Below are 21,321 nucleotides of genomic sequence, written 5' to 3'. Positions count from 1 at the left end.
GATACCCCGAAAAGCCCCTGACCCCCATGAAGCCAGTGCCCGATCCGAAGAATTTTGGCGAATCCACGTTGGTGGGCAGCTTTATTCCGGGTGATGAAGAAGAGGCGGCACGCCTTTCCACCCGCACCAGCATGTTTGACGCCTGTCATGTGGGCGTGGTTTTGCGCGCTGTGCTGTTTGTGGAGGCCGTGACGGGCGTGTGCGTGATGTTCGCCGCACGCGAGCCCCTGGACTGGCTGCTGAGTTTTTCGCTCCTCACGGGCGGTGTGCTGCCCGCCACCCTGGCCTGGCTGATTGGGGTGTGCGCGCTGAAGGGACACCTGAACCGGCTGGAATCTTCACATCAATGGGTGGCAGGCATTGTGCTTGGTGCCGTGTCAGGGGTATACGGCTGCGGCTTGCTGGCCCTCCTGGGCTTGCTCCAGCCTGCACCGTGGTGGGCCAGCGCGGCAGCGGGCGCGCTGCTGTCGGCCATGATGCTGGCGGGGCTGTTCTGGCGGGCCAAGGCGCGCACGCCGGCAGCCACCGCCGCGCGGCTGGCAGAGCTGCAATCCCGCATCCGTCCACATTTCCTTTTTAATACCCTTAACAGTGCCATCGCACTGGTGCGTGCCGAACCTGTGAAGGCCGAGGCGGTGCTGGAAGACCTCAGCGAGCTTTTTCGTCACGCGCTGGCCGACCCGGCTGAATCGGTCACGCTGGGGCAGGAGATCGCGCTGGCGCAGCGTTACCTGGCCATCGAGCAAATCCGCTTTGGCGAACGCCTGCAGGTGCAGTGGAGCCTGGATGCCAATGCGGAACAGGCCAAGCTGCCGCCACTGTTGTTGCAGCCCCTGGTGGAAAACGCCGTCAGGCACGGCGTGGAACCGAGCGCCAGCGGCGCGCAATTGAAAATATCCACACTCAGGCGCGGCAGTACGGTGGTGATCAAAGTCACCAACTCAACCCCTGCGGGTGCAGGCGAGCGCGGCCATGGGCTGGCGCTGGCCAATGTGCGGGAGCGTCTTTCGCTGCTGCATGATGTTGAGGCGAAATTCAAGACCGTGTTCAAGGACGGCATATTTCAGGTCCGGCTGGAGATTCCCGCATGATGCTCAAGCTATTGGTGGTTGATGATGAGGCGCTGGCGCGTTCGCGCTTGCGCACCTTGCTGGGCGATTGCACTGCGCCGGCTGCAGTGGCGGCAGCCGAAGCTGCCGATGCGGTTCAGGCCATGAAGGCTCTGCAGCATGAATCATTCGATGCAGTGCTGCTTGACATTCGCATGCCCGGCGTTGACGGCATGGCACTGGCCCGCGCCATTGCCGCACTGCCGCAGCCTCCCGCTGTGGTGTTTATCACCGCACATTCCGAGCACGCCGTACAGGCCTTTGAGCTGGAAGCCGTGGACTACCTGACAAAACCGGTGCGCCTGGAGCGCTTGCAGCAGGCATTACAAAAGGTAGAGCGGCTTGGGCAATCCCCCGGGAGGCCCGCTACCCAGGAGGCCGAGGAAATGCTCATCATCCAGGACCGCGGGCGCACAGAACGTGTGCCTCTGGCCGAGGTGCTGTATTTCAAGGCTGAACTCAAATACATCACCGTACGCACCGCGAGCCGCAGTTACATACTGGACGGCTCGTTGAGCGAGCTCGAAGAGCGCTACGCCACACGTTTCATGCGCATTCACCGCAACGCACTGATTGCGCGCAGAGCCGTGCGGTCGCTGGAGAAACACTTCGACCCTGAAGAGGGTGAGGGCTGGGCGGTACGGCTCAATGGTGTGGACGAGCTGCTGGCAGTGTCGAGGCGCCAGCTGAGCGCCGTGCGCGAAGCCATCTCGGGCTGATTCAACATCCTCGCACGACTTGCCGAATCCTTTTTTTTGACTCCATCAATTCCATGCCCAAACACGCCGACTTCACTCAACGCCGCATCAACCGTTTTAGCAACGAACCCGCCATTGAACGGCAGCTGGTACAGGACTTCTTCAGCGGCGGTTTGGGCTTTTATGTGGATGTGGGCGCCAACGATCCGGTGCTCGATTCGCAGTCGCAGCATCTCGAGGCGCTCGGCTGGACGGGGTTGCTGGTGGAACCCGATCCGGACTGCTGTGAGCTGCTGCGCCGGAGCAGAAAGGGCGTGGTGATTGAGATGGCCTGCTCAAGCCCCGAAAACGCCGGAAAGCAGCTTCAGCTCAATCGCGCGGGCCCGCATTCCACACTCGAAGACCGCCCCATCGCGCTGGGTGCCGTGGTTCGCTCCACCGTGCAGGTGCACTGCGAGACGCTGGACACCATGCTGCGTGAGAACGGCGCGCCAGTGGGTTTTGATTTGCTGTCGATCGATATTGAAGGTCACGAACTGGTCGCCCTTTCGGGCTTTGATTTCGGCTACTGGCAGCCTCGCCTGGTATTGATTGAGGACCATGTCACCCACCATCAGAAACATGCGCTGATGCGCAAGAACGGATACCAGTTAATTTTGCGGACTGGCTTGAACAGCTGGTACGTTCCGACGAAAGCGTCCTACACATTTTCCTTGCCGGCTCGGTTGGAATACCTACGCAAGTATTACCTGGGGCTTCCGGTGCGCAAGTTCCGCTATTCCCGCCCGGCCGCAAAAAACGGAGACTAGGACCACCATGACAGAAGAGCATGCCGAGCATGTGACGCGTGCGGAGCCTCCGGCCGCGCCGGGTGAGCCTGAACAGCTGCATGTTCAGGTCCCGGTCGACATCCGCAGTATGTCGCTGCTGGTGCTTGCGGGCCTGGCCTGTCTGTTTGTGCTGCATTGGGCCAAGGCCGTGTTTATTCCAGTGATGCTTGGTGTGTTGTTCAGTTATGCATTTTCGCCGGTGGTTAACTGGCTTGAAACGAAACGCATTCCACGCTGGCTGAGCGCCGCGGTGGTGTTGCTGACGATTGTCGGCGGCATCATGACGACTGCGTATTCGCTCAGCGATGAAGCGGCGCAGTTGCTGGAGTCACTCCCGGCTGCAGCGCAGAAATTCCGCCATGCAGCAAAAGTCCGCACCAATCGATCCGACACCGCACTTGAAACTGTACAGAAAGCGGCCGCACAGATCGAACAGGCGGCGCAGGAAAGCGCGGCGGCCAGCAACACACGCGGTGCGATGCGTGTCATCGTGGAGCCAGCACGTTTTAACATCAAGAACTACCTATGGTCAGGCACGATAGGGTTGATCGCCCTGATTGGCCAGGCCACCGTGGTGATTTTCCTGACGTATTTCCTGATGCTTTCGGGTGATACCTTCCGGCGCAAATTGATCAAGCTGGCGGGCTCCAGCCTCAGCAGCAAGAAGATCACCTTGCAGGCACTCAATGAAATCACCCAGCAGATCCAGCGCTATCTGCAGGTGCAGTTGTTGACCAGTGCGCTGGTGGGCGTTTTAACCTGGCTCGCCCTTCTGGCGCTTGGACTTGACAACGCCGCGGTCTGGGGAGTTGCGGCAGCCGTGCTGAACCTGGTCCCCTATGTGGGCGCGCTGGTCACGGCATCGGCTTCCGCCCTGGTCGGTTTCATGCAGTTTGGCTCCCTCAACATGGCGGTGGCCGTCGGCGGTGCCTCGCTGGTCATTCACACCATTGTGGGCAACCTGTTGACACCATGGCTCACCAGCCGTGCCAGCCGCATGAGCCCGGTGGCGGTGTTTATCGGGCTGCTTGCCTGGGGGTGGCTCTGGGGCGTATGGGGCTTGTTGCTCGGCATTCCCATCCTGATGATGGTCAAGTCGATTTGCGATCGTGTCGATGACTTGAAGCCGATTGGTGAGTTTCTGGGAAGCTAATGCCCCCACGCTTTTCACTTCGTGTAATGCGCTGCCCCCCGAGGGGGCGCTGCGCCTGCGGTCTGGCAAAGCCGGTTCCGCGGCCCCTGCTGGTAAAGAACGGGGTGACGTTTGTAATCTTGTTGGATAAAAACGAAAGGTAAAGCCATGATGGAACTGCTGACGGATCCGCAAATGTGGATCGCCTTTGCAACGCTGACAGCGCTGGAGCTGGTGCTGGGCATCGACAACATCATCTTCATTTCCATCCTGGTGGACAAACTGCCCAAGGACAAACAGGAGCTGGCGCGTCGGCTGGGCCTTTTTATGGCGATGTTCATGCGCATTGGGTTGCTGCTCGTGCTGTCGTGGATCATCGGGCTGGTGGAGCCGCTTTTCACTGTCCTGAAGGAGGAAATTTCGGGACGCGACCTGATCCTGATTGCCGGCGGCCTGTTCCTGATCTGGAAGAGCACCGGCGAAATCCACCAGTCGATGGAGGGCGAGGAAGGGCATGCGTCCAGCACTGTCAAGGCAACTTTCGCAGCCGTGATCGTGCAGATCATGATTGTGGACATGGTGTTCTCGCTGGATTCCATCATCACGGCGGTAGGCATGGTGGACAACCTGGTCGTCATGATCGCCGCGGTCATTGCTTCGGTCGGCCTGATGATGCTGTTCGCGCCGGCCATTGGCCGCTTTGTCTCCAGCCACCCTACCATCAAGATGCTGGCGCTGTCCTTCCTTGTCGTGGTGGGCGTGGTGCTCATCGCCGAGGGCCTGGACCATCATGTACCCAAGGGCTATGTGTACTTTGCGATGGCGTTTTCTGTGGCGGTGGAGATGCTCAACATCCGCATGCGGCGCAAGACTGCCACACCGGTGCAGCTGAGGAACGCCTACGCGGATGACAACAAGGTCGATACCAACGGCCGCCGCAAGTCCTGATGCCGGGTCATTGCCCGTGACGCGACCGCGCTGCGCCGCGTGCCTTCGCCCGCAAAGCGCCTGCATTTGCAAGTGGGTCACGCCCACAGAGCATGAAGCGGACGTGCTGATCCTTCAGCATCCGCTGGAAGTCGACCACGCCAAGAACAGCGCGCGCCTGCTGCACCTGAGCCTGCCGCGCAGCCGGATGCTGACGGGTGAGGTCTTTAGCGAGAGCGAATTGCGTGATTCATGGCACGACCCCAGATACACCGTGCTCCTGTATCCACAGGCGCCGGAAGATCAGGCACCTGCCCTTGACCCTGCGCAACTCAAAGACCCGGCGCGGGTGCGGTTGGTGGTGCTGGACGGTACCTGGCGCAAGAGCCGCAAGATGCTGCACCTGAGCCCGCTGCTGCGGCAGTTGCCGCTCCTGTCGCTGGAGGGTGTACCGGTGTCGAACTACCTCATCCGCAAGGCCCACAAGCCGGGACAGCTGTCAACGCTGGAGGCAAGCTGTGCGGCGCTGGCTCAGCTGGAAGGCAGCGCTGAAAGGTACAAGCCGCTGCTCAAGGCGTTTGACGGTTTTGTGGCGCAGCAGCTGGCGTTTATTCCGGAGTAGATGGCTTTCAGTTAGTCGCCAAGGTCGATCACACCGGCCAGCGGCACACCAGTGGGAGCGGAGTAGTCCGCGATCACGGCAGCGCGGCCCGGTTGCGCAGAAATGTCCTGAAGCTGTTGCTTCACGAAAGCAATCGAGGGTGCGTCCAGCGCGGCGAAAGGCTCGTCGATCAGCAACAGCGCGGCGCCGGAGGCAAACGCTGCTGCCAACCAGACCTTGCGCTTCGATCCTGTGGACAGCATGAAAAGCGGCTTGTGCATATGCGGCTCGAGTCCCAGACCTTCGACCAGCGGGTCTATCAAATCCGCATCAAAACCCGGGTACCGGCCACGAGCGGTTTCGAAATATTGCGGCGGTGTGAGCTGGTCAAATGTGTCCGCGCGCGGCTCCATCCAGAACAGCTGCTGGCGGTAGGCTTCGGGTTTTTCCTTGAGCGAGATATCGTTAAGCCGCAACTGCCCCGCATCGGCCTGCAAGGCGCCCGCCATCAGACGTAGCAGGGTGCTCTTGCCGCGCCCGTCGCCACCTTGTACCAGCGTGACGCCCTGCTGGATTTCGCCGAACCAGTTGGTGAGGATCTCGACCGGCGGGTTGGGATAGCGAAACCACAGTGCTTCGATGGTGAGCATGGCGGAGTGTTTGATGGAGTGGCCTGATGGTTATGAGGTGATGTGATCGTCAGCGGTAATGTTAATCTGCGTTCTCTGTGAGACATCGCCCCGTTAAAACGGCCAGGACTTCACCATGTCAGATCGCACAGTTCCAAGCTTGTACGAATGGGTAGGCGGCCTCGACGCCTTGACCCGATTAACCACGCATTTTTATGAACACGTGAAGAAGGACGCCTTGCTGGGGCCTGTCTTTGCGCATATGGACGACAGCCACCCGGCCCATGTCGCTGCATTCCTGGGCGAAGTACTGGGTGGGCCAACAACGTATTCAGAGCAGCACGGCGGTCATCCGCACATGATCCGGCAGCACCTGAACCGGCATCTGGTGCAAGAGCAGCGGCGGCGCTGGGTGGCCCTGCTGCTGGAGACAGCGGACGAACTGGGCATGCCCGACGACCCTGAGTTCAGGTCGGCCCTGGTGGGTTACCTGGAGTGGGGCTCGCGGCTGGCGGTGATCAATTCGCAGCCGGGTGCCACGGTGGACGCCGATGCACCCATGCCGCGATGGGGCTGGGGTGAGGTCAAGGGGCCCTATGTTGGCTAACCCTTCCGTTGGAGGAGGAATTGCCCCATGAGTTTTGGCAAAGGCGATGCCGTCGATGTTTGGCGATCTGACGCGCTTGAGGCGCTGTGGAGCGTTGCGGCAGTGTTTTATAACGAAAATAGCCCGTAGCCATTATTTGACGGGCACAAGCTGCTACTAAATAAATAGCAATTTGTTTCAGGCTGCTGCAGCCCGAACCAGCAGCATGGCCTGCGCTGGCAGCTCGGCCAGCACCACGACCTGTCCCGGCGTGATCACGTGGTCAGGTTTGAAGCTCTCTTGCACCGCAAGCTCGGCGCGCTGCCAGCGAAGCGTCACGACACGCCCTTGCAAACACAGCGTGATCTCAAACGACGGCCAATGCGCAGGTACGCGGGGTGACAGCGACAGCGCGCCTTGCTCGATCTTCAGGCCCAGGATGTTTTCGACCGACGCGCGGTGCAGCCAGGCGGCTGAGCCGGTATACCAACTCCATCCGCCGCGGCCCACATAGGGCGCTGCGCCGTAGATATCGCCGGCCATCACATAAGGCTCCAGCTCATACGCGGGCCCGCGCAGCGGGTGCTCGCTGCGGTGGGCAGGGCTCAGGGCCTGAAAGCTTTCCCATGCCGCTTCGGCGTCGCCGGTGGCGGCCTGGGCCATCATGGCCCAGACGGCGGCGTGGGAATACTGGCCGCCGTTTTCGCGAATACCGGGCGGGTAGGCCTGGATGTAGCCCGGGTTGTCGGCCGAGTGCTGCAACGGCGGCGTGAGCAGGCGCAAGAGGCCGGCCTCAGGGTCGACCAGCTGCTGGTTCATGGCCTGCATGGCCGGGACCGTGAATTCATCGGTGGACGCGCCGGACAGCACGGCCCAGGCCTGGGCGATCAGGTCGATGCGGCATTCGCTGTTGACGGCGGAGCCCAGCGGCGCACCGTTGTCAAAAAAAGCGCGACGGAACCAGGCGCCGTCCCAACCGTCCTTGTGCAGGGCGTTGATCCAGCCCTGGCGCGCGGTCAGCCAGCTGTCAGCGCGGCCGGTGTCGCCGCGCGCACGGGCCAGCGGTTCAAAGTCCTGCACCACGCAGCACAAAAACCAGGCCAGCCACACCGATTCGCCGCGGCCTTCATGGCCGACGCGGTTCATCCCGTCGTTCCAGTCGCCGGTACCCATCAGCGGCAGGCCGTGGGCGCCGGTGGGCAGGCTTTTGTCGATCGTGCGCGCGCAGTGCTCAAACAGCGTAGCCCTTTGCGCGCTGGTTTGTGGCGCGTAGTAGGCGTCTTCCGCACCGTCGGGAATCGCCGGGCCTTCGATAAAGGCAACCTGCTCATCCAGGATGCTGGTGTCACCAGTGACCTGCACGTAGTAAGCACAGGCATAGGGCAGCCACAGCAGGTCGTCGGAAAAATGCGTGCGCACGCCTTCTCCGCCGGGCGCGTGCCACCAGTGCTGCACATCGCCTTCAGGGAACTGGCGCGAAGCATTTAAAAGAATCTGCCTGCGCAGGCGCTCGGGCTCAATAACGGAAAAGGCCATCGCGTCCTGCAACTGATCGCGAAATCCGAAGGCGCCACCGGCTTGATAAAAACCAGCTTTGGACCACAAGCGCGAGGCCAGCGTCTGGTAAAGCAGCCAGCGGTTGACCAATGCATCAAAGAGAGGATCGGGTGTTCGGACCTGCAGCTTGCCCAGCAGGGCTGACCAATATGCCTTGACCTTATCCAGTGTTTGCGCGGCATCCCGTATTTGCCAGTTGCTGGCCAGTTGTTCGGCGGCTGCCGGATCGGCGGCATGCCCCAGCATGAAAGTCAGCGAGATGCTTTGCCCCGGAGCCAATGTGAAGTCGCCAGCCAGCGCCGCGCAGGGGTCCGCACCGCCGAGGGTGCTTTGGCCCAGCGCGGCGGGAATCACTAGATGGCCTGCGCCGTCAAAAAATTCGCTTCGGTCGCATGTCCACTGCAGCGCGCCGGGCAAACCGGTGAGGGCCAAAAAGGCCGTAGCGCCGCCGAAGCCGGCGCGGCTTTCGCGCTGCCTGGCGAACACGGCCGTGAGGGCCGGGCTGTCAGGCTTCCAGGCGCGGATGGTGCGGCGTTCGTGGCGGCCCGCGCCCATCTGCCACTCAACCATGGCCAGGGCGCGCAGCCACCGGCCTTCGCCGCCCGCGTTGTGAAGGCGCAGTTGCACCAGTTTGACGGGTTCGTTGATGTCGGCGAAATAGGTGGTTTCTACCTTCAGTGCGCCATGCAGGGATTCAAACGCGCTATAGCCCTGGCCGTGGCGCACGCGGCAAGATGCACCGCTGTCAGCCGCGGCGTGCAGGGGAAGCAGTGCCCGGGTGTCCAGGTCCTGCAGCAGGTAATGTTCAAAGCAGGGATCGGTCACCGGGTCGTTGGACCAGGGCGTGACCTGGTGCAGCCGGCTGTTGACGGCCCAGGTGTAGCCGGCGCCGGCTTCAGAGACCTGAAAGCCGAAGCCGGCGTTGGCGATCACGTTGACCCAGGGACGGGGCGGGCGACGGGCTTCGTCCACCACAAACTGGAATTCGCCGGTGGCGGGGTCAAAGTGGCCTTGCGGCGGCTGAGCGGCGACGTGAGGCGCTGGCAGCAAGAGCCTGGCGGGCATGCCGGTGCGCTGCGGGCTGCCGATGGCCTGCAGCGCCGCGGCCTGCACCTCCAGCGGGCGCCCATCGGCCACCAGGATGACCCGCGCCAGGCCGGTGAGGGCGGCTTTCTCTGAAGGCACGATTTCCTGCTCGCGCAGCAAAAAGAAGCCGCCGGCATCCCGGCCCGGAAAGCTGTTCTCGGCCTGCTGTAGCGTGCGGTCGCGCAGCGCGAGGATGTCGCGCTGCAGCGGCATCAGGTAGGAATTGACTTCGCTGTTGAGGATCACCACATCGGCGGCCAGGCCGCAAAAGCTCCACCACGGCTGGGCCTGCAACAACGAGTGCACCAGCGCCATGCCGTTGCTGGAATGGATGAGCACCAGCACGATGGGCTTGTCGCCGGAAATGCCGAAACGCCAGAGCTGGCGCTGGTCGACCAGGCCGCGCTCGGCCACGGGGCGGGTGCAGCTGTACATCAGGGCCGTGTTGATGTCCTGCAGCGCCGCATTTTCCTGCGGGTCTACGCCCATATCGCGCAGGCGCACCTGGGCCAGTGTGGCGGCCATGCGGGTGGCGCGTTCCACATGCATGGGCTGCAGGTATTTATCGATGCGCGCGGCCAGTTCGTCAACGGCCGGCGCAGCCGCGGTGGCAAAGCTGAGCCTGGCCACGCTGCCTGCCGGTATGCGTATGCGCACGCGCAGGCCGGCCACCGGGTCCAGCCCGTTGATGGGCGCGCCATCCTGGGCGCGGGCTTCTGCCCGCAGTGCGGGTTCTGCGGGGCCGCGGTTGCGCCCGAGGAAAGCGCGGCGGTCCGAGATGAAGTCGATAGCCCGCACATTGGCCTCGGAGTCGGCCAGGAAATGCGCGACCGCCATGGCCGGATCGCCTTGCAGCCGAGCCCTGCGCGACAGCAGCAGGGCGCGCCACTCAGCATGCCACTGCGTCTGCACAAACAGGTTGGAAAAGGCCGGATGGGCCTCGTCGGCACGTGGGTCGGTCAGCACGGCCTCAAAGCAGGACACCACGTCGAGCGTGATCTCGGCGCCGGAGACGTTGTGCAGCGTGACGGTGCGGATCTCGGTGTCGTCTTCCGGGCTGACGAGCACGGTGGTGCGCATTTCCAGCTGGTCCGAAGCGGCGTCAAACTGCACGCGGTCGGCCAGGAAGGTGGCCTTGTAGCGCCAGCCGGGGTGCGGCGCGGGGTGCAACGTGAGGGACGAGAGCCGGTCTTGCCCCGCCAGGCGCAGGTAGATGAAGGTGCCGCAGGCGTCGCGCAGCAGGTCGTCGCGCCAGCGCGTGATGTTCCAGGTCTTGTCGCCGCTGCGCCAGCGGCTCACGCCCGCGCCGTTGGCGCGCAGCGCCACGCTGTAGCGCCCGTTCGACAGCAGCTGGGTGGGCTGCCAGCCGGGTGCGGTGGGGTCGAGTTCGCGCGAGTGGTACAGCCGGGCCTGGACCGCGTCGTCGGGCTCGGGAAGGGCGCGGGGGTCGGCGCTTTCGATGATCTGGCGCGGTGTTTTTTCATGCAACAGCGATTCAAACGCCTGCATCAGCGGCGCCGAGGAGAACCAGCGCCGTGGCGCCTCGTTGCACAGCACATTGCACAACGCCACCAGCGACATGCCCTGGTGGTGCGCCATGAAGGTGTTGACCAGGCTCAACGCCTGCGCGCCGGGTTGCCGTGCGACGGTGAAGTCCAGTGCGTCGACAAAGCCGTACTCGCCCCGGGCGCCCCATTGGTCGATCTGGCGCAGGTTGGCCACGGCCTGCTGCGGATCAAACTGTGTGGCCATGATGCTGGCATAGGGGGCCACGACGCGGTCAGTCGGTGGCGTACGGCGCAGTGCCAGCCGCGGCACACCAAAAGGCGAATACTGGTAGGCCAGCGTGTGGTCTTGCGCGAAATAGGCGGACTCCGAGACACCCCAAGGCAGACGCTGCGACTCACCGTAAGCTTGCTGCTCCTTCACCGCGGCCAGTCCCGAGATATGCAGCAGGCCTTCGTCAGGTTCCATCATCACCAGTGAGGGCATCAGGTATTCAAACATTGAACCCGACCAGGACTTGAGGCCGGGCGTCACGCCAACGGTAAGGAAGGTGCGGCCCAGTGCCTGCCAGTGGCGCCGCGGCACATCGCCTTTGGCAATCGCCAGGAAGCTGGTCAGGCGCGATTCGGACGCAAGCAGGTCGTAGAAGCTGGCGTCGAGCGCCTGCTCATGCACACGCAGGCCGATGTGAAAGAGGTGGCGCTTGGTGCTGTAAAGGCCGCTGAAGTCCATCGCCATACACAGCTTTTCGCAGCGCTCGCCCAGCATCGTCAAATGGGTGACTTCGGCTGGTACGGTGCCTGGCTGCGCCGCGAGCTGGCGGAGGGACTGCCCCACCGCGAGCAGGTGGCCCGCGAGGTTGCCGCTATCGACGGTGGAGACATAGGCCGGAAGAAGCACCTGCAGTGTGCGCGTTTCATACCAATTGAAGAGGTGACCGTTGTGCTTGGGCAGGCGTTCCACTGTGTCCAGTGTCGCGGCCAGCCGTTTGGCCATTTCCGTGCCGGTGATCCAGCCAAACTCGCGCGCGCAGGCCACTGCCATCAAATAAAGGCCAATGTTGGTGGGCGAAGTGCGGTGGGCCAGTGTGGGCTCAGGCTCCATCTGCAGGTTGTCGGGTGGCAGGTGGTTGTCCTCAGGACCGACGCAGCGTTCAAAGAAATTCCAGGTCTGGCGAGCCAGCTTCAAAAGGTAGTCGCGGTCCGCGAGGCTCAGCGCTCCGTGGGGTGCACGTACGGCGGGTTGGCTGCCCCGCCAGGCGACCAGTGGCGCCAACGCCCATAGCAGGAAGAGCGCGGGGCCGGCAACCGGATGGGGACTCCAGGCTGCCGCCACGGCGAGCCCCGCGCAGACGGCGGAGGCGCCCGCATGGCTGCGCACAAAGGTGTCCAGTGTGTATTGCGCCGAAGCCTGCGCCTGGGCAGCGGTGGTCCATTGCAGAAGGTGGCGACGGCTGACGGCCATGCGCCAGAGAGCGCGCGCGACGGCGTCGAGCATGAGGCCGGCTTGCACCGCCAGCTGGCTGAACTGCCAGGCCGCCTGCGCCAGGCTGCGCCCCACGTCGCGCATGCCAACGTCAAAAAAGTGCAGCCATGCAATGCCGCGGCGTGTAGGGATCAGCCCGGCCAGTGCACCCATCAGCGGCCCGGCCAGGAAAGCCAGGAAGGTGAACACCAGGCCGACCGGAAGGGGTAGGGAGTCCGTGAAAATCACCCAGGCCAGGAGGGCGAAGCAGGCCGGCGAAATCAGCGAACGGCGAAGGTTGTCCGCCATGCGCCACAGGCCCAGGGCGTCGATGCCGAAATGCCCGGGACGCAGCATGAGGGGGAGCAGCTGCCAGTCGCCGCGCGTCCAGCGGTGCAAACGTGATGCGGCCACGCCGGCATGGTGCGGGTGGCCTTCCATCAGCACGACATCGCCCACATAGCCGCAGCGCGCGACGCTACCTTCCAGCAGGTCGTGGCTCAGGATGGCGCCTTCGGGCAGGCGGCGGTCCAGCACGGCGTGCACCGCTTCGACATGCAACAAACCCTTGCCGGTGAAGTTGCCCATGCCGAACACATCCTGGTACAGGTCCGAGGTACCGCTGCTGTACGGGTCCAGTCCGCGCTGGCCGGCAAACAGGGTATGAAACAGGGAGCGTTCATGGTGCGCCGACAGCGGCGTTGCCACGCGAGGCTGCAGGATGCCGTAGCCGGCTGTCACGCGCCGGTTTTCGCGGTCGATGTGCGGGGTGTTGAGGGGGTGCGCGGCAATCGACACAAGCTCGCGCAGTGAGCCTGCCGGCAGAGTGGTGTCGCTGTCCAGCGTGACCACGTAACGTGTACCTTCGGCCAGCTGCATGTCGGCGCCGACGGGCAGGAAACCGGGAGCGGAGCGCTCAGCCAGATGCCGCAGCAGCATCTCGAGTTTGCCTCGCTTGCGCTCCCAGCCTATCCAGCGGCGTTCGCTGGCCGACCAGGTGCGCGGACGGTGCAGCAGCACAAAACGCGCGGAGGCGCCGTGGCCTGCGGGGTAGGCCGCGTTCAGGGCACGCAGCCTTGCCAGCGCGTCATCCAGGAGTGTCCGGTCATCGGGCGCGTTTTCAGTATCGGCGTCAGCCCAGTCAGTCAGCAAGGCAAACTGCGCATGCTCCTCCCTGCTGGCCAGCCAGTGCAGGTGCAGGCGGTGCGCCAGCTCTGTGTTGGCTTCTATCGACGCCAGCATGGAAGGAATGACCACCAGCACGCGGTGCTCGGACGGGATGCCGGCGCTGAAGTCCAGGCGGGCCAGCGGCTGTATGCGGGTGGATTCGGCAATAAGGCGATGGATCAGCGCAACCACGGCTTCCGAGGCCGGCCATGCCATCAGGAAAACCGCTACCCAGGCTTGCCACTGCAGCGCGTCCAATGGATGCACGCCCCAGGTCAGAAACGCGGCGGTGCCGGTAGCCCAGGCTGCGGCGAACAAGGGCAGGCGCCAGCTGCGCGGCGTTTCGGTGGCGGGCAACGCCTTGTGCGGCCCGGCCGAAGGACGCAGTGCGGCCTCAAGCAGCGGGCGCCCCGGGCCTATCAGGTAGTAGCCCGCAGTGCGCGCGACCATGGAATTGTTGGGCTGCTGCGCGGCGGCCAGCACAGCTTCGGCCACCACCCGTTCAGATTTCCCGGTTTGTTGTGCAAGCCTTTCCATGGCGCGCGTGATCTGCTGGCGCGTCAATTCACTTTCCCTGGAAAAACTGGGCAAGCGGCGCAGCACCTGCAGGGAATGGCTTACGGGTTCGATCAGCTCGACCCATTCCACCTGCCCGATCAGCCGCAAGGTCGTGATGATGTTGCTGACGGTCAGGTTGGCCGCCACCTGCGCGGTTTGTCCTTCACTGATCATGCCCAGCGCGTCGGTGCAATGCTGCGCCGTCCAGCGTGTCAGGAGCAGGGCCGGATGCAGTTCGGATTCCGTCCGCTCGACAGGCATGCGTTGCCACAGCTGCGTGAGATAGCTGCGCTCCAGGCCGTGAACCCGCATCAGGGCCAGCAGTTCATCGAGGTCGCGCAGGCTGAGGGCGTCGGCCTTGTCCCAGGCCGCATGTGCCACTTCACGCGCCACCTTGTTCCAGGCGATGCGGTCGGCCATGCGGCGCAGGTTTTCCAGCAGCACCACGCGCAGGGTGGTCGGCAGGGCCCAGAGCTCACCCAGATTGAGTTCGCTCACTTCCTGGTAGGCGTGCAGGAAGGCTGTGAAGAGCACCGGGTCCAGCACGCTGTCGGTGTGTGCCACATAGGCCCAGGCGATGCCATAGACGCGCGGCAGGCCCTGCAGGGGTTTGTCAGCCAGTTTGGGCAGGTCGGCGTAATAACGGTGTGGCACGCCCTCCTGGATCTGCTGGAGTTGCGCTTCGACCAGGTGGAAGTTGTCGAGCAGCCATTCGGCCGCGGGCGTAACGTAGTGGCCGCTGAGCGACGTCAGCGCGATGTAGTCGTAGGCCAGGCGGATCGCGGCGATGTTTTCCTGCACGCGAGGAAAAAAAGGCGGGCCGGTTTCGGAACTGCCGGCAGGCAGTACGGCCTGCGCTGCGGCCAGGCTGCGGCCGTGCTCTTCAAAACGCTGGGCACCGAACAGCTCGGCGCGTATGGGTTGCTGTATGTCGCTGCGGCGCGTGGCAAGAAGTTGCCGGGCGTAGGCGCTTAAGGTGTCCAGCCGCTCAATGACAGCCGCAGTCACACGCTCAGGCTACGGCAAGAAGGCCAAGGCAAATCGCCATGATCGCTGCGACCGTCACGACGCGCGGCGACATCATTGAGTGTGCAGATTGAAGACCCGACTGGAGGCTGAAAAACCGGCCGCGTGAATGCGCGCACTGGTCCATGTGCGACGCCAGCTCGGCGGCGTCGGTGGAAACAAAATCGTCGTGAATGGCCGACGGGGTATCGGCCATGATCTCCATAGTGGTCATGATTTTGCGCTCCGGGGTAGCTGGTTTTAGAGCGATACCTGGCGTTTGCCTGCATCGCTGCGTGGTTAAACCATGCTACGGACCGGAGCCTCCATGCGCCATCGGAAGACGCTGGAGTTTGGCTAGGACAGGGCCTACAGCAAGCCGGTCGTTTTTCCCATTAACCAGTATTTCGCAGGCCGGCCGCGATACCGTTGATCGAAATATGAATACCGGTCTGCACCTTCTGGTCGGATTGGCCGGCACGGTAACGCCGCACCAGTTCGACCTGCAGGTGATGCAGCGGGTCGATGTAGGGGAAGCGGTGGCGTATGGAACGCTGCAGCGCGGCGTTGCCGGCCAGGCGCTGTTTTTCGCCGGTGATCTGGCTCAGTGCTTCGGCGGTGCGGTGCCATTCAGCTTCGATCGCGGTGAAGATTTTCTTGCGCAGGCGTGCGTCGCCCACCAACTCGGAGTAGCGCGAGGCCAGCGCCAGGTCGCTCTTGGCCAGCACCATGTCCATGTTGCTGAGCAAGGTGCGGAAAAAGGGCCATTGCTTGTACATTTTTTGCAGCAGGGCAAGCGCTTCCTTGCGCGAGGCGGTTGTGCCGCCTTGGGCCAGGATCTGCTCGATCGCCGAACCGAAGCCGTACCAGCCCGGCAGCGTAAGGCGGCATTGGCCCCAGCTGAAGCCCCAGGGGATCGCGCGCAGGTCTTCGATTTTTTGCGAGGCTTTGCGCGATGCCGGACGTGAGCCGATGTTGAGTTCGGCAATCTCGCGGATGGGGGTGGCGCCGAAGAAGTATTCGGTGAAGCCCGGGGTGTCGTACACCAGCGCACGGTAGGCGGCCATGCTGGCTTCCGACAACTCGGCGGCGGCCTGCAGGAAGGCCTTGGTGGCCGGTTTGGTGGGCTGCAACAGCGTGGCTTCCAGCGTGGCGGCCACCAGGGTTTCAAGGTTGCGCCGGCCGATCTCAGGATTGGCGTACTTGGAGCCGATCACTTCGCCTTGTTCGGTCAGGCGAATTTGCCCGCGCACCGTGCCGGGCGGCTGCGCCAGGATAGCCTGGTAGCTGGGGCCGCCGCCGCGGCCGACGGTGCCGCCGCGGCCGTGGAACATGCGCAACTGGATGTTGTGCGAGTTGGCCAGCACGTCGAACAGTTCGACCAGCGCGATTTCGGCGCGGTAGAGCTCCCAGTTGCTGGTGAAGATGCCGCCGTCCTTATTGCTGTCGGAGTAGCCGAGCATGATGTCCTGCTCGGCGCCGCTGCGCTTGACCAGTGGGGCAATGCCCGGCAGGGCGTAGAACTCACGCATGATGGGCGCGGCATTGCGCAGGTCTTCGATGGTTTCAAACAGCGGCACGACGATGAGATCGTTGGTGGCGTGGCTGTCGAGCGTGCCGTGCATGAGGCCGACCTCTTTTTGCAGCAGCAGCACTTCGAGCAGGTCGCTCACCGTTTCGGTGTGGCTGATGATGTAGTGGCGGATCGCCTCCTTGCCGAAGCGCGCGCGCGCTGTGCGGGCAGCTTCAAAAATGGCCAGCTCGCCTTGGGTGTGGGCGGAATACGCGGTACCGACCACCCGCAATGGCCGTGCGTCGTTAAGCAGGCTGACCAGCAATGTGCGCTTGGCGGCTTCGTCGAGTTTTGCGTAGTTTGGTTCGATGCGAGCGACGGCCAGCAGTTCGGCCACCACTTCTTCGTGTTTGTCGGAACTCTGGCGCAAGTCGACTGTGGCCAGGTGAAAACCGAACACTTCCACCGCACGGATGAGCGGATGCAGGCGCTGGGCGATCAGCGCTTCTCCATGGTGGGCCTTGAGCGAAGCTTCGATGGTGCGCAGGTCGGCCAGGAAGTCTTCGGACTTGAGGTACGCGTTCTGCGGCGCCACGGCATGGCGTGCGGCATCACCGCCGGTCAGCTCCTTGAGCGTGGCGGCCAGGCGGGCGTAGACGCCGGTGAGCGCGCGGCGGTAGGGCTCGTCCTTGCGGTGTTCGCTGGTGTCGGGTGAGCTTTCAGCCAGCAACCGCATCGCGGGGCTGAACTCGACCAGCATGGCCGACAGCGAGAGTTCGCCGCCCAGGAAGTGGACCTCGGTGAGGTAGTGGCGCAGCGCTACCTCGGCCTGCCTGCCGAGCGCGTAGTTGAGCGTGTCGGCGCTGACATTGGGGTTGCCGTCGCGGTCGCCGCCTATCCACTGGCCCATGCGCAAAAAGCTGTGCACCGGCTGGTTGCCGAGTTCACGCTCCAGGTTGGCGTAGAGCTTGGGGATCTCGCGCAGGAAGGTGGCTTCGTAGTAACTCAGCGCGTTTTCAATCTCGTCGGCCACGGTGAGCTTGGAAAAGCGCAGCAGCCGGGTTTGCCACAGCTGCATGACGCGGGCGCGCAGCTGGGCTTCATTGGCGGCCAGCTCGCGCGGCGTGAGGGCGTCTTTGGCGGCGTTGTGGGCTTGCGCCAGGGCCTTGATGTCGTCGCGCGCCGTGAGCAGCTGGGCAATGTCGCGCTCGGCATCCAGAATGCTTTTGCGTTGCACTTCCGTCGGATGGGCAGTGAGCACCGGCGATACAAAGCTGTGCGCCAGCGTGCTGGAGATGGTGCGGGTCGAGATGCCGGCCCAGCGCAGGCGGGCCAGCGCCACGTCGATGCTGCCTTCCTGTGTGTCGCCCGCGCGTTCGTGGACGGCGCGGCGGCGGATGTGGTGGCGGTCTTCAGCCAGGTTGGCCAGGTGGCTGAAATAGGTGAAAGCGCGGATCACGCTGACCGTCTGGTCGCCCGACAGGCCCTTGAGCAGCTTTTTCAGTGACTTGTCGGCTTCGGGGTCGGCGTCGCGCCGGAAGGAGACGGAGAGTTTGCGCACCTGCTCGATCAGTTCGTAGGCGGCAACGCCTTCCTGCTCGCGGATCACGTCGCCCAGGATGCGGCCCAGCAGGCGGATGTCTTCGACCAAAGGGCGTTCGTTGTCCCTTGAACGTGTGGACTTTGCGCCCCCACGTTCGCCTACTGCGTGTGGCTCTCTGCCTCCCGTGGGGGCTGGCCTTGCTTGGGGCAGCCCTGCGCTGCGGCCGCGGCTCTTGTCGCTGACTGCGGAATTGTTGTTCTTGGCGCGCGCGGAAGTGACCATTTCTACCCTCTAGTTCTGGAGTCTTGTCTTGAGCCTTGCATGCTAGCATTCACTTCCCCCAAGTATTACAAGCAGGTTACGAGTGTCAGCATCGTTTCAGCCATCCAGCCCCCCTGAAGTCAAGAAGGTCGTCATCGCCACCCGCGAGAGCCGGCTGGCCATGTGGCAGGCCGAGCATGTGAAAGCGCTGCTTGAGGCGCGCCTGGGCTGGCAGGTCGAGTTGCTGGGCATGACAACCCAGGGCGACCAGATCCTGGACCGCTCGCTCAGCAAGGTGGGCGGCAAGGGGCTGTTCGTCAAGGAACTCGAGGTGGCGCTCAGCGAAGGCCGGGCCGACATCGCCGTGCATTCGCTGAAAGACGTGCCCATGGACCTGCCCGAAGGCTTTGCGCTGGCCTGCGTGCTGGAGCGCGAAGACCCGCGCGATGCTTTTGTCTCTAACCAATTCGCCTCGCTGGCCGGGCTGCCGCAGGGCGCCATCGTGGGTACCTCGAGCCTGCGCCGGCTGGTGCTGCTCAAGGCGATGCGGCCTGACTTGGTGATACATCCGCTGCGCGGCAACCTCGACACGCGCCTGCGCAAGCTCGACGAAGGGCAATACGACGCCATCGTGCTCGCAGCGGCGGGTTTGAAGCGCCTGGGGCTGGAATCGCGCATACGCGGCACGTTTGAGCCCGCCGAAATGCTGCCGGCCGCAGGGCAGGGCGCACTGGGCATTGAAGTGCGTGCGGACCGCGCCGACCTGCTGGCTGCGCTGGCCACGCTGGCGCATCAGCCGACCTGGCTGGCGGTGACGGCCGAGCGCACGGTGTCGCGCGCGATGGGCGGCAGTTGCTCCATGCCGCTGGCGGCCTTTACCCACGGCGCCAGCGGTGACAACATGCAACTCAATGCCGCCTGGGGTGACCCTGCGACGGCCGAGGCATCGGCCACAGCGGGCCCGCTGGCGCCGCTGGTGCAAGTCAAACAGACCGCTGCGGTACGCAACTTTGCTGAAGCAGAAGCTTTGGGTGAGGCCGTGGCGGCGCAATTGCGCGCCGGTGGCGCCGTGTGGGCTGGCAAAGCCCCGGGCGTCTGATGCCTCAGGTGCGGGTGCCTTCGCCTGGCGCCGCAGCCCGCGTCATCGTGACGCGGCCCCTGCACGACGCGCAGCACTGGGTTCAGCAGCTGCGGGAGGGCGGCTTTGCCGCCGAAGCGCTGCCGCTGATCGACATTGCGCCCGCTTCCGACGCTGAAGCAGCCAGGCACGCCTGGCGCTCGCTGAACAGCTACGTGGCCTGCATGTTTGTCAGCGGCAACGCCGTGGAGTATTTTTTCAAGCAAAAAATGGTCCTAGCCCAGGCAAAAACTGGACAGGTAGCTACTAAAACGATAGCAAACAATGATTGGAGCCTGCCGGCGTCCCTGCGCTTCATGGCGCCTGGGCCGGCCACGGTGGCGGCGTTGCTGGCCGCGGGCGTTCCAGCCGCGAAGATCGATGCACCCGCCGCCGATGCCGCCCAGTTTGACTCCGAAGCCTTGTGGGCCGTGGTAGGCCAGCGCGACTGGCAAGGCCGGCGCGTGCTGGTGGTCAGGGGTGAAAGCCACGAGGCGGGCGGTGTGTCTTCGGGACGCGACTGGATTGCCCGCCAGTGGCAGGCCGCCGGCGCAGAGGTGGACTTTGTGGGTGTTTACCAGCGCCGCGCGCCGGTGTTCACCGATGCGCAAGTGCAACGCGCCCGCGCTGCCAGCACTGATGGAACGGTGTGGCTCTTCAGCAGTTCTGAAGCGGTGGCCAATCTGACGGACGCGCCCGCCCTTGCCGGGGTCGATTGGCGCCGTGCCCGCGCGGTGGCCACGCATCCCCGAATCGAGGAGGCCGTGCGCGCCGCAGGCTGGGGTGTTGTTGTGGCGTCACGTCCTGCCCTGAAGGACATCAGGGACACATTGGCCTCGATAGAATCTCTTTATCCATGAGTGACAGCCCCAACGCCCAGCCCCCATCCTCCACGCCCGACAACGAGCCTGTGCTGGAGCGCGCGCTGGTGCCGCTTTCCCCCCAACCCATTCCCGCAGACGCATGGCTTGTTCCGCGCAAATGGGCCCTGCTGGTCGCCGTGCTGGCTGCCGCTGGGCTGCTGGTGAGCGGACTGCTCTGGCACAAACTCGGCAATATCCAGGAAGAACTCGCCCGCCGCAGCATTGACTCCGGCGCGCAGGCCATTGAGGCGCGCACCTTGGCGCGCCAGGCTCAAGAAGGCATGCGTGAGCTCTCGGCGCGGCTGGCCATCCAGGAAACCCGCATCAGCGAAGTCAGCCTGCAGCGAAGCCAGCTGGAAGAACTCATGCAGAGCCTGTCGCGCTCACGCGATGAAAACCTGGTGGTCGATGTGGAATCGGCCCTGCGCCTGGCCCAGCAGCAGGCCCAGCTCACCGGCAGTGCCGAACCCCTGCTCGCCGCGCTCAAATCGGCCGACCAGCGCCTTTCGCGTGCGGCCCAGCCGCGCCTGAATCCGCTGCAGCGCGCCATTGCCAAAGACATGGACCGTATCAAGGCTGCGACGCTCACCGACGTTCCGGTTTTGATGTTAAAGCTCGACGAGTTGGTCCGCCTGGCCGATGACCTGCCGGTAGCCAACGCCATGGTGGCCAATAGCCAGCCTCGCATGGCCGCTGCTTCGGCTGTCCAGGCTCCCGCGCCGCGCGCCGCTGCGTCTGCCGCCAGCAAGCCGTCCCCGACAATGTTCGACAAGCTGGCGCTCAATGCATGGGCACAGCGCACGCTGGACAACCTGCGTGACGAAGCGCGCAAACTGCTGCGCGTGAGCCGTATTGAGCAGCCCGAGGCGTCTTTGCTGTCGCCCGAACAGTCCTTCTTCCTGCGAGAGAACCTGAAGCTGCGCCTGCTCAATGCACGCCTGGGCCTGCTGTCGCGCCAGACCGAGGCGGTGCGCGCCGATCTGGGCAGCGCCAGCGCCTGGCTCGGCAAATACTTTGACCCTTCTTCCCGCAAGACGCAGGCCGCCGCCCAGCTGCTGGCGCAGGTGCAGGGCCAGCTGAAGACGAGCGAACTGCCCCGTCTGGACGACACCATGGCCGCGCTGGCCACGGCGGCTGCAGGCCGCTGAGCGGGAAAGGCAGGACAGCAG

Annotated in this window: 14 protein-coding genes; 10 read left to right on the top strand and 4 right to left on the bottom strand. The window is 64.0% G+C overall.

What is annotated here, in order from left to right; genetic code table 11:
* The first annotated feature begins 26 nt into the window (after positions 1-26).
* From ACQ4MS_RS03870 to ACQ4MS_RS03845, 6 genes are all read left to right on the top strand, one after another.
* Positions 27-1,091 (top strand): sensor histidine kinase, encoded by a 1,065-nt coding sequence (locus ACQ4MS_RS03870; protein ID WP_431097853.1) that lies wholly within the window; start codon positions 27-29, stop codon positions 1,089-1,091.
* Positions 1,088-1,828, top strand: a complete 741-nt coding sequence (locus ACQ4MS_RS03865; RefSeq protein ID WP_431097852.1) for a LytR/AlgR family response regulator transcription factor — start codon at positions 1,088-1,090, stop codon at positions 1,826-1,828. Before ACQ4MS_RS03870 ends, ACQ4MS_RS03865 begins: the two co-directional genes overlap by 4 nt.
* 53 nt (positions 1,829-1,881) lie before the next feature.
* Positions 1,882-2,616 carry an FkbM family methyltransferase gene (locus ACQ4MS_RS03860; RefSeq protein WP_431097851.1) on the top strand — a complete coding sequence of 245 codons (735 nt, stop codon included), beginning with the start codon at positions 1,882-1,884 and terminating at the stop codon, positions 2,614-2,616.
* Between the two features lie 7 nt (positions 2,617-2,623).
* Positions 2,624-3,790 (top strand): AI-2E family transporter, encoded by a 1,167-nt coding sequence (locus tag ACQ4MS_RS03855; protein ID WP_431097849.1) that lies wholly within the window; start codon positions 2,624-2,626, stop codon positions 3,788-3,790.
* Positions 3,791-3,937: 147 nt separating this feature from the next.
* Positions 3,938-4,717: a TerC family protein gene (locus ACQ4MS_RS03850; protein ID WP_431097848.1), complete on the top strand. Its 780-nt coding sequence runs from the start codon at positions 3,938-3,940 to the stop codon at positions 4,715-4,717.
* Complete coding sequence (locus ACQ4MS_RS03845; RefSeq protein WP_431097846.1) at positions 4,677-5,318, top strand: tRNA-uridine aminocarboxypropyltransferase; 642 nt, start codon at positions 4,677-4,679, stop codon at positions 5,316-5,318. Before ACQ4MS_RS03850 ends, ACQ4MS_RS03845 begins: the two co-directional genes overlap by 41 nt.
* A gap of 11 nt (positions 5,319-5,329) precedes the next feature.
* Here ACQ4MS_RS03845 and ACQ4MS_RS03840 read toward each other — a convergent pair whose 3' ends face one another.
* Complete coding sequence (locus tag ACQ4MS_RS03840; RefSeq protein ID WP_431097844.1) at positions 5,330-5,947, bottom strand: ABC transporter ATP-binding protein; 618 nt, start codon at positions 5,945-5,947, stop codon at positions 5,330-5,332.
* Between the two features lie 115 nt (positions 5,948-6,062).
* Here ACQ4MS_RS03840 and ACQ4MS_RS03835 point away from each other — a divergent pair, with 115 nt between their 5' ends.
* Positions 6,063-6,533, top strand: coding sequence for a group II truncated hemoglobin (locus tag ACQ4MS_RS03835; RefSeq protein ID WP_431097842.1), 471 nt, complete (start codon positions 6,063-6,065; stop codon positions 6,531-6,533).
* 177 nt (positions 6,534-6,710) lie between these two features.
* On the opposite strand, the gene ACQ4MS_RS03830 is transcribed toward ACQ4MS_RS03835, so the two are convergent.
* From ACQ4MS_RS03830 to ppc, 3 genes are all read right to left on the bottom strand, one after another.
* The gene (locus ACQ4MS_RS03830) at positions 6,711-14,858 is read right to left on the bottom strand and encodes a GH36-type glycosyl hydrolase domain-containing protein (RefSeq protein WP_431097841.1); all 8,148 of its coding nucleotides are present in this window, start codon (positions 14,856-14,858) and stop codon (positions 6,711-6,713) included.
* A 4-nt stretch (positions 14,859-14,862) separates the two neighbouring features.
* Positions 14,863-15,090, bottom strand: a complete 228-nt coding sequence (locus ACQ4MS_RS03825) for a hypothetical protein (RefSeq protein WP_431097840.1) — start codon at positions 15,088-15,090, stop codon at positions 14,863-14,865.
* Between the two features lie 160 nt (positions 15,091-15,250).
* Positions 15,251-18,193 carry a phosphoenolpyruvate carboxylase gene (ppc, locus tag ACQ4MS_RS03820; protein WP_431097839.1) on the bottom strand — a complete coding sequence of 981 codons (2,943 nt, stop codon included), beginning with the start codon at positions 18,191-18,193 and terminating at the stop codon, positions 15,251-15,253.
* 160 nt (positions 18,194-18,353) lie between these two features.
* Between ppc and hemC the strand changes: the two genes are divergently transcribed.
* Genes hemC through ACQ4MS_RS03805 form a run of 3 tightly spaced genes read left to right on the top strand, consistent with a single transcriptional unit; the run spans position 18,354 to position 21,300 of the window.
* The gene (gene hemC, locus ACQ4MS_RS03815; protein ID WP_431099531.1) at positions 18,354-19,271 is read left to right on the top strand and encodes a hydroxymethylbilane synthase; all 918 of its coding nucleotides are present in this window, start codon (positions 18,354-18,356) and stop codon (positions 19,269-19,271) included.
* Positions 19,271-20,149 (top strand): uroporphyrinogen-III synthase, encoded by an 879-nt coding sequence (locus ACQ4MS_RS03810; RefSeq protein ID WP_431097838.1) that lies wholly within the window; start codon positions 19,271-19,273, stop codon positions 20,147-20,149. Before hemC ends, ACQ4MS_RS03810 begins: the two co-directional genes overlap by 1 nt.
* Positions 20,146-21,300: a uroporphyrinogen-III C-methyltransferase gene (locus tag ACQ4MS_RS03805; RefSeq protein WP_431097836.1), complete on the top strand. Its 1,155-nt coding sequence runs from the start codon at positions 20,146-20,148 to the stop codon at positions 21,298-21,300. The genes ACQ4MS_RS03810 and ACQ4MS_RS03805 overlap by 4 nt, the downstream gene beginning before the upstream one ends.
* The last annotated feature ends 21 nt before the right edge of the window (positions 21,301-21,321 follow it).

Origin of the sequence: Polaromonas aquatica (assembly GCF_050626995.1) — a bacterium.
Taxonomy (GTDB): Bacteria; Pseudomonadota; Gammaproteobacteria; order Burkholderiales; family Burkholderiaceae_C; genus Polaromonas; species Polaromonas aquatica_A.
This window is presented reverse-complemented; position numbering and strand designations above follow the sequence as displayed.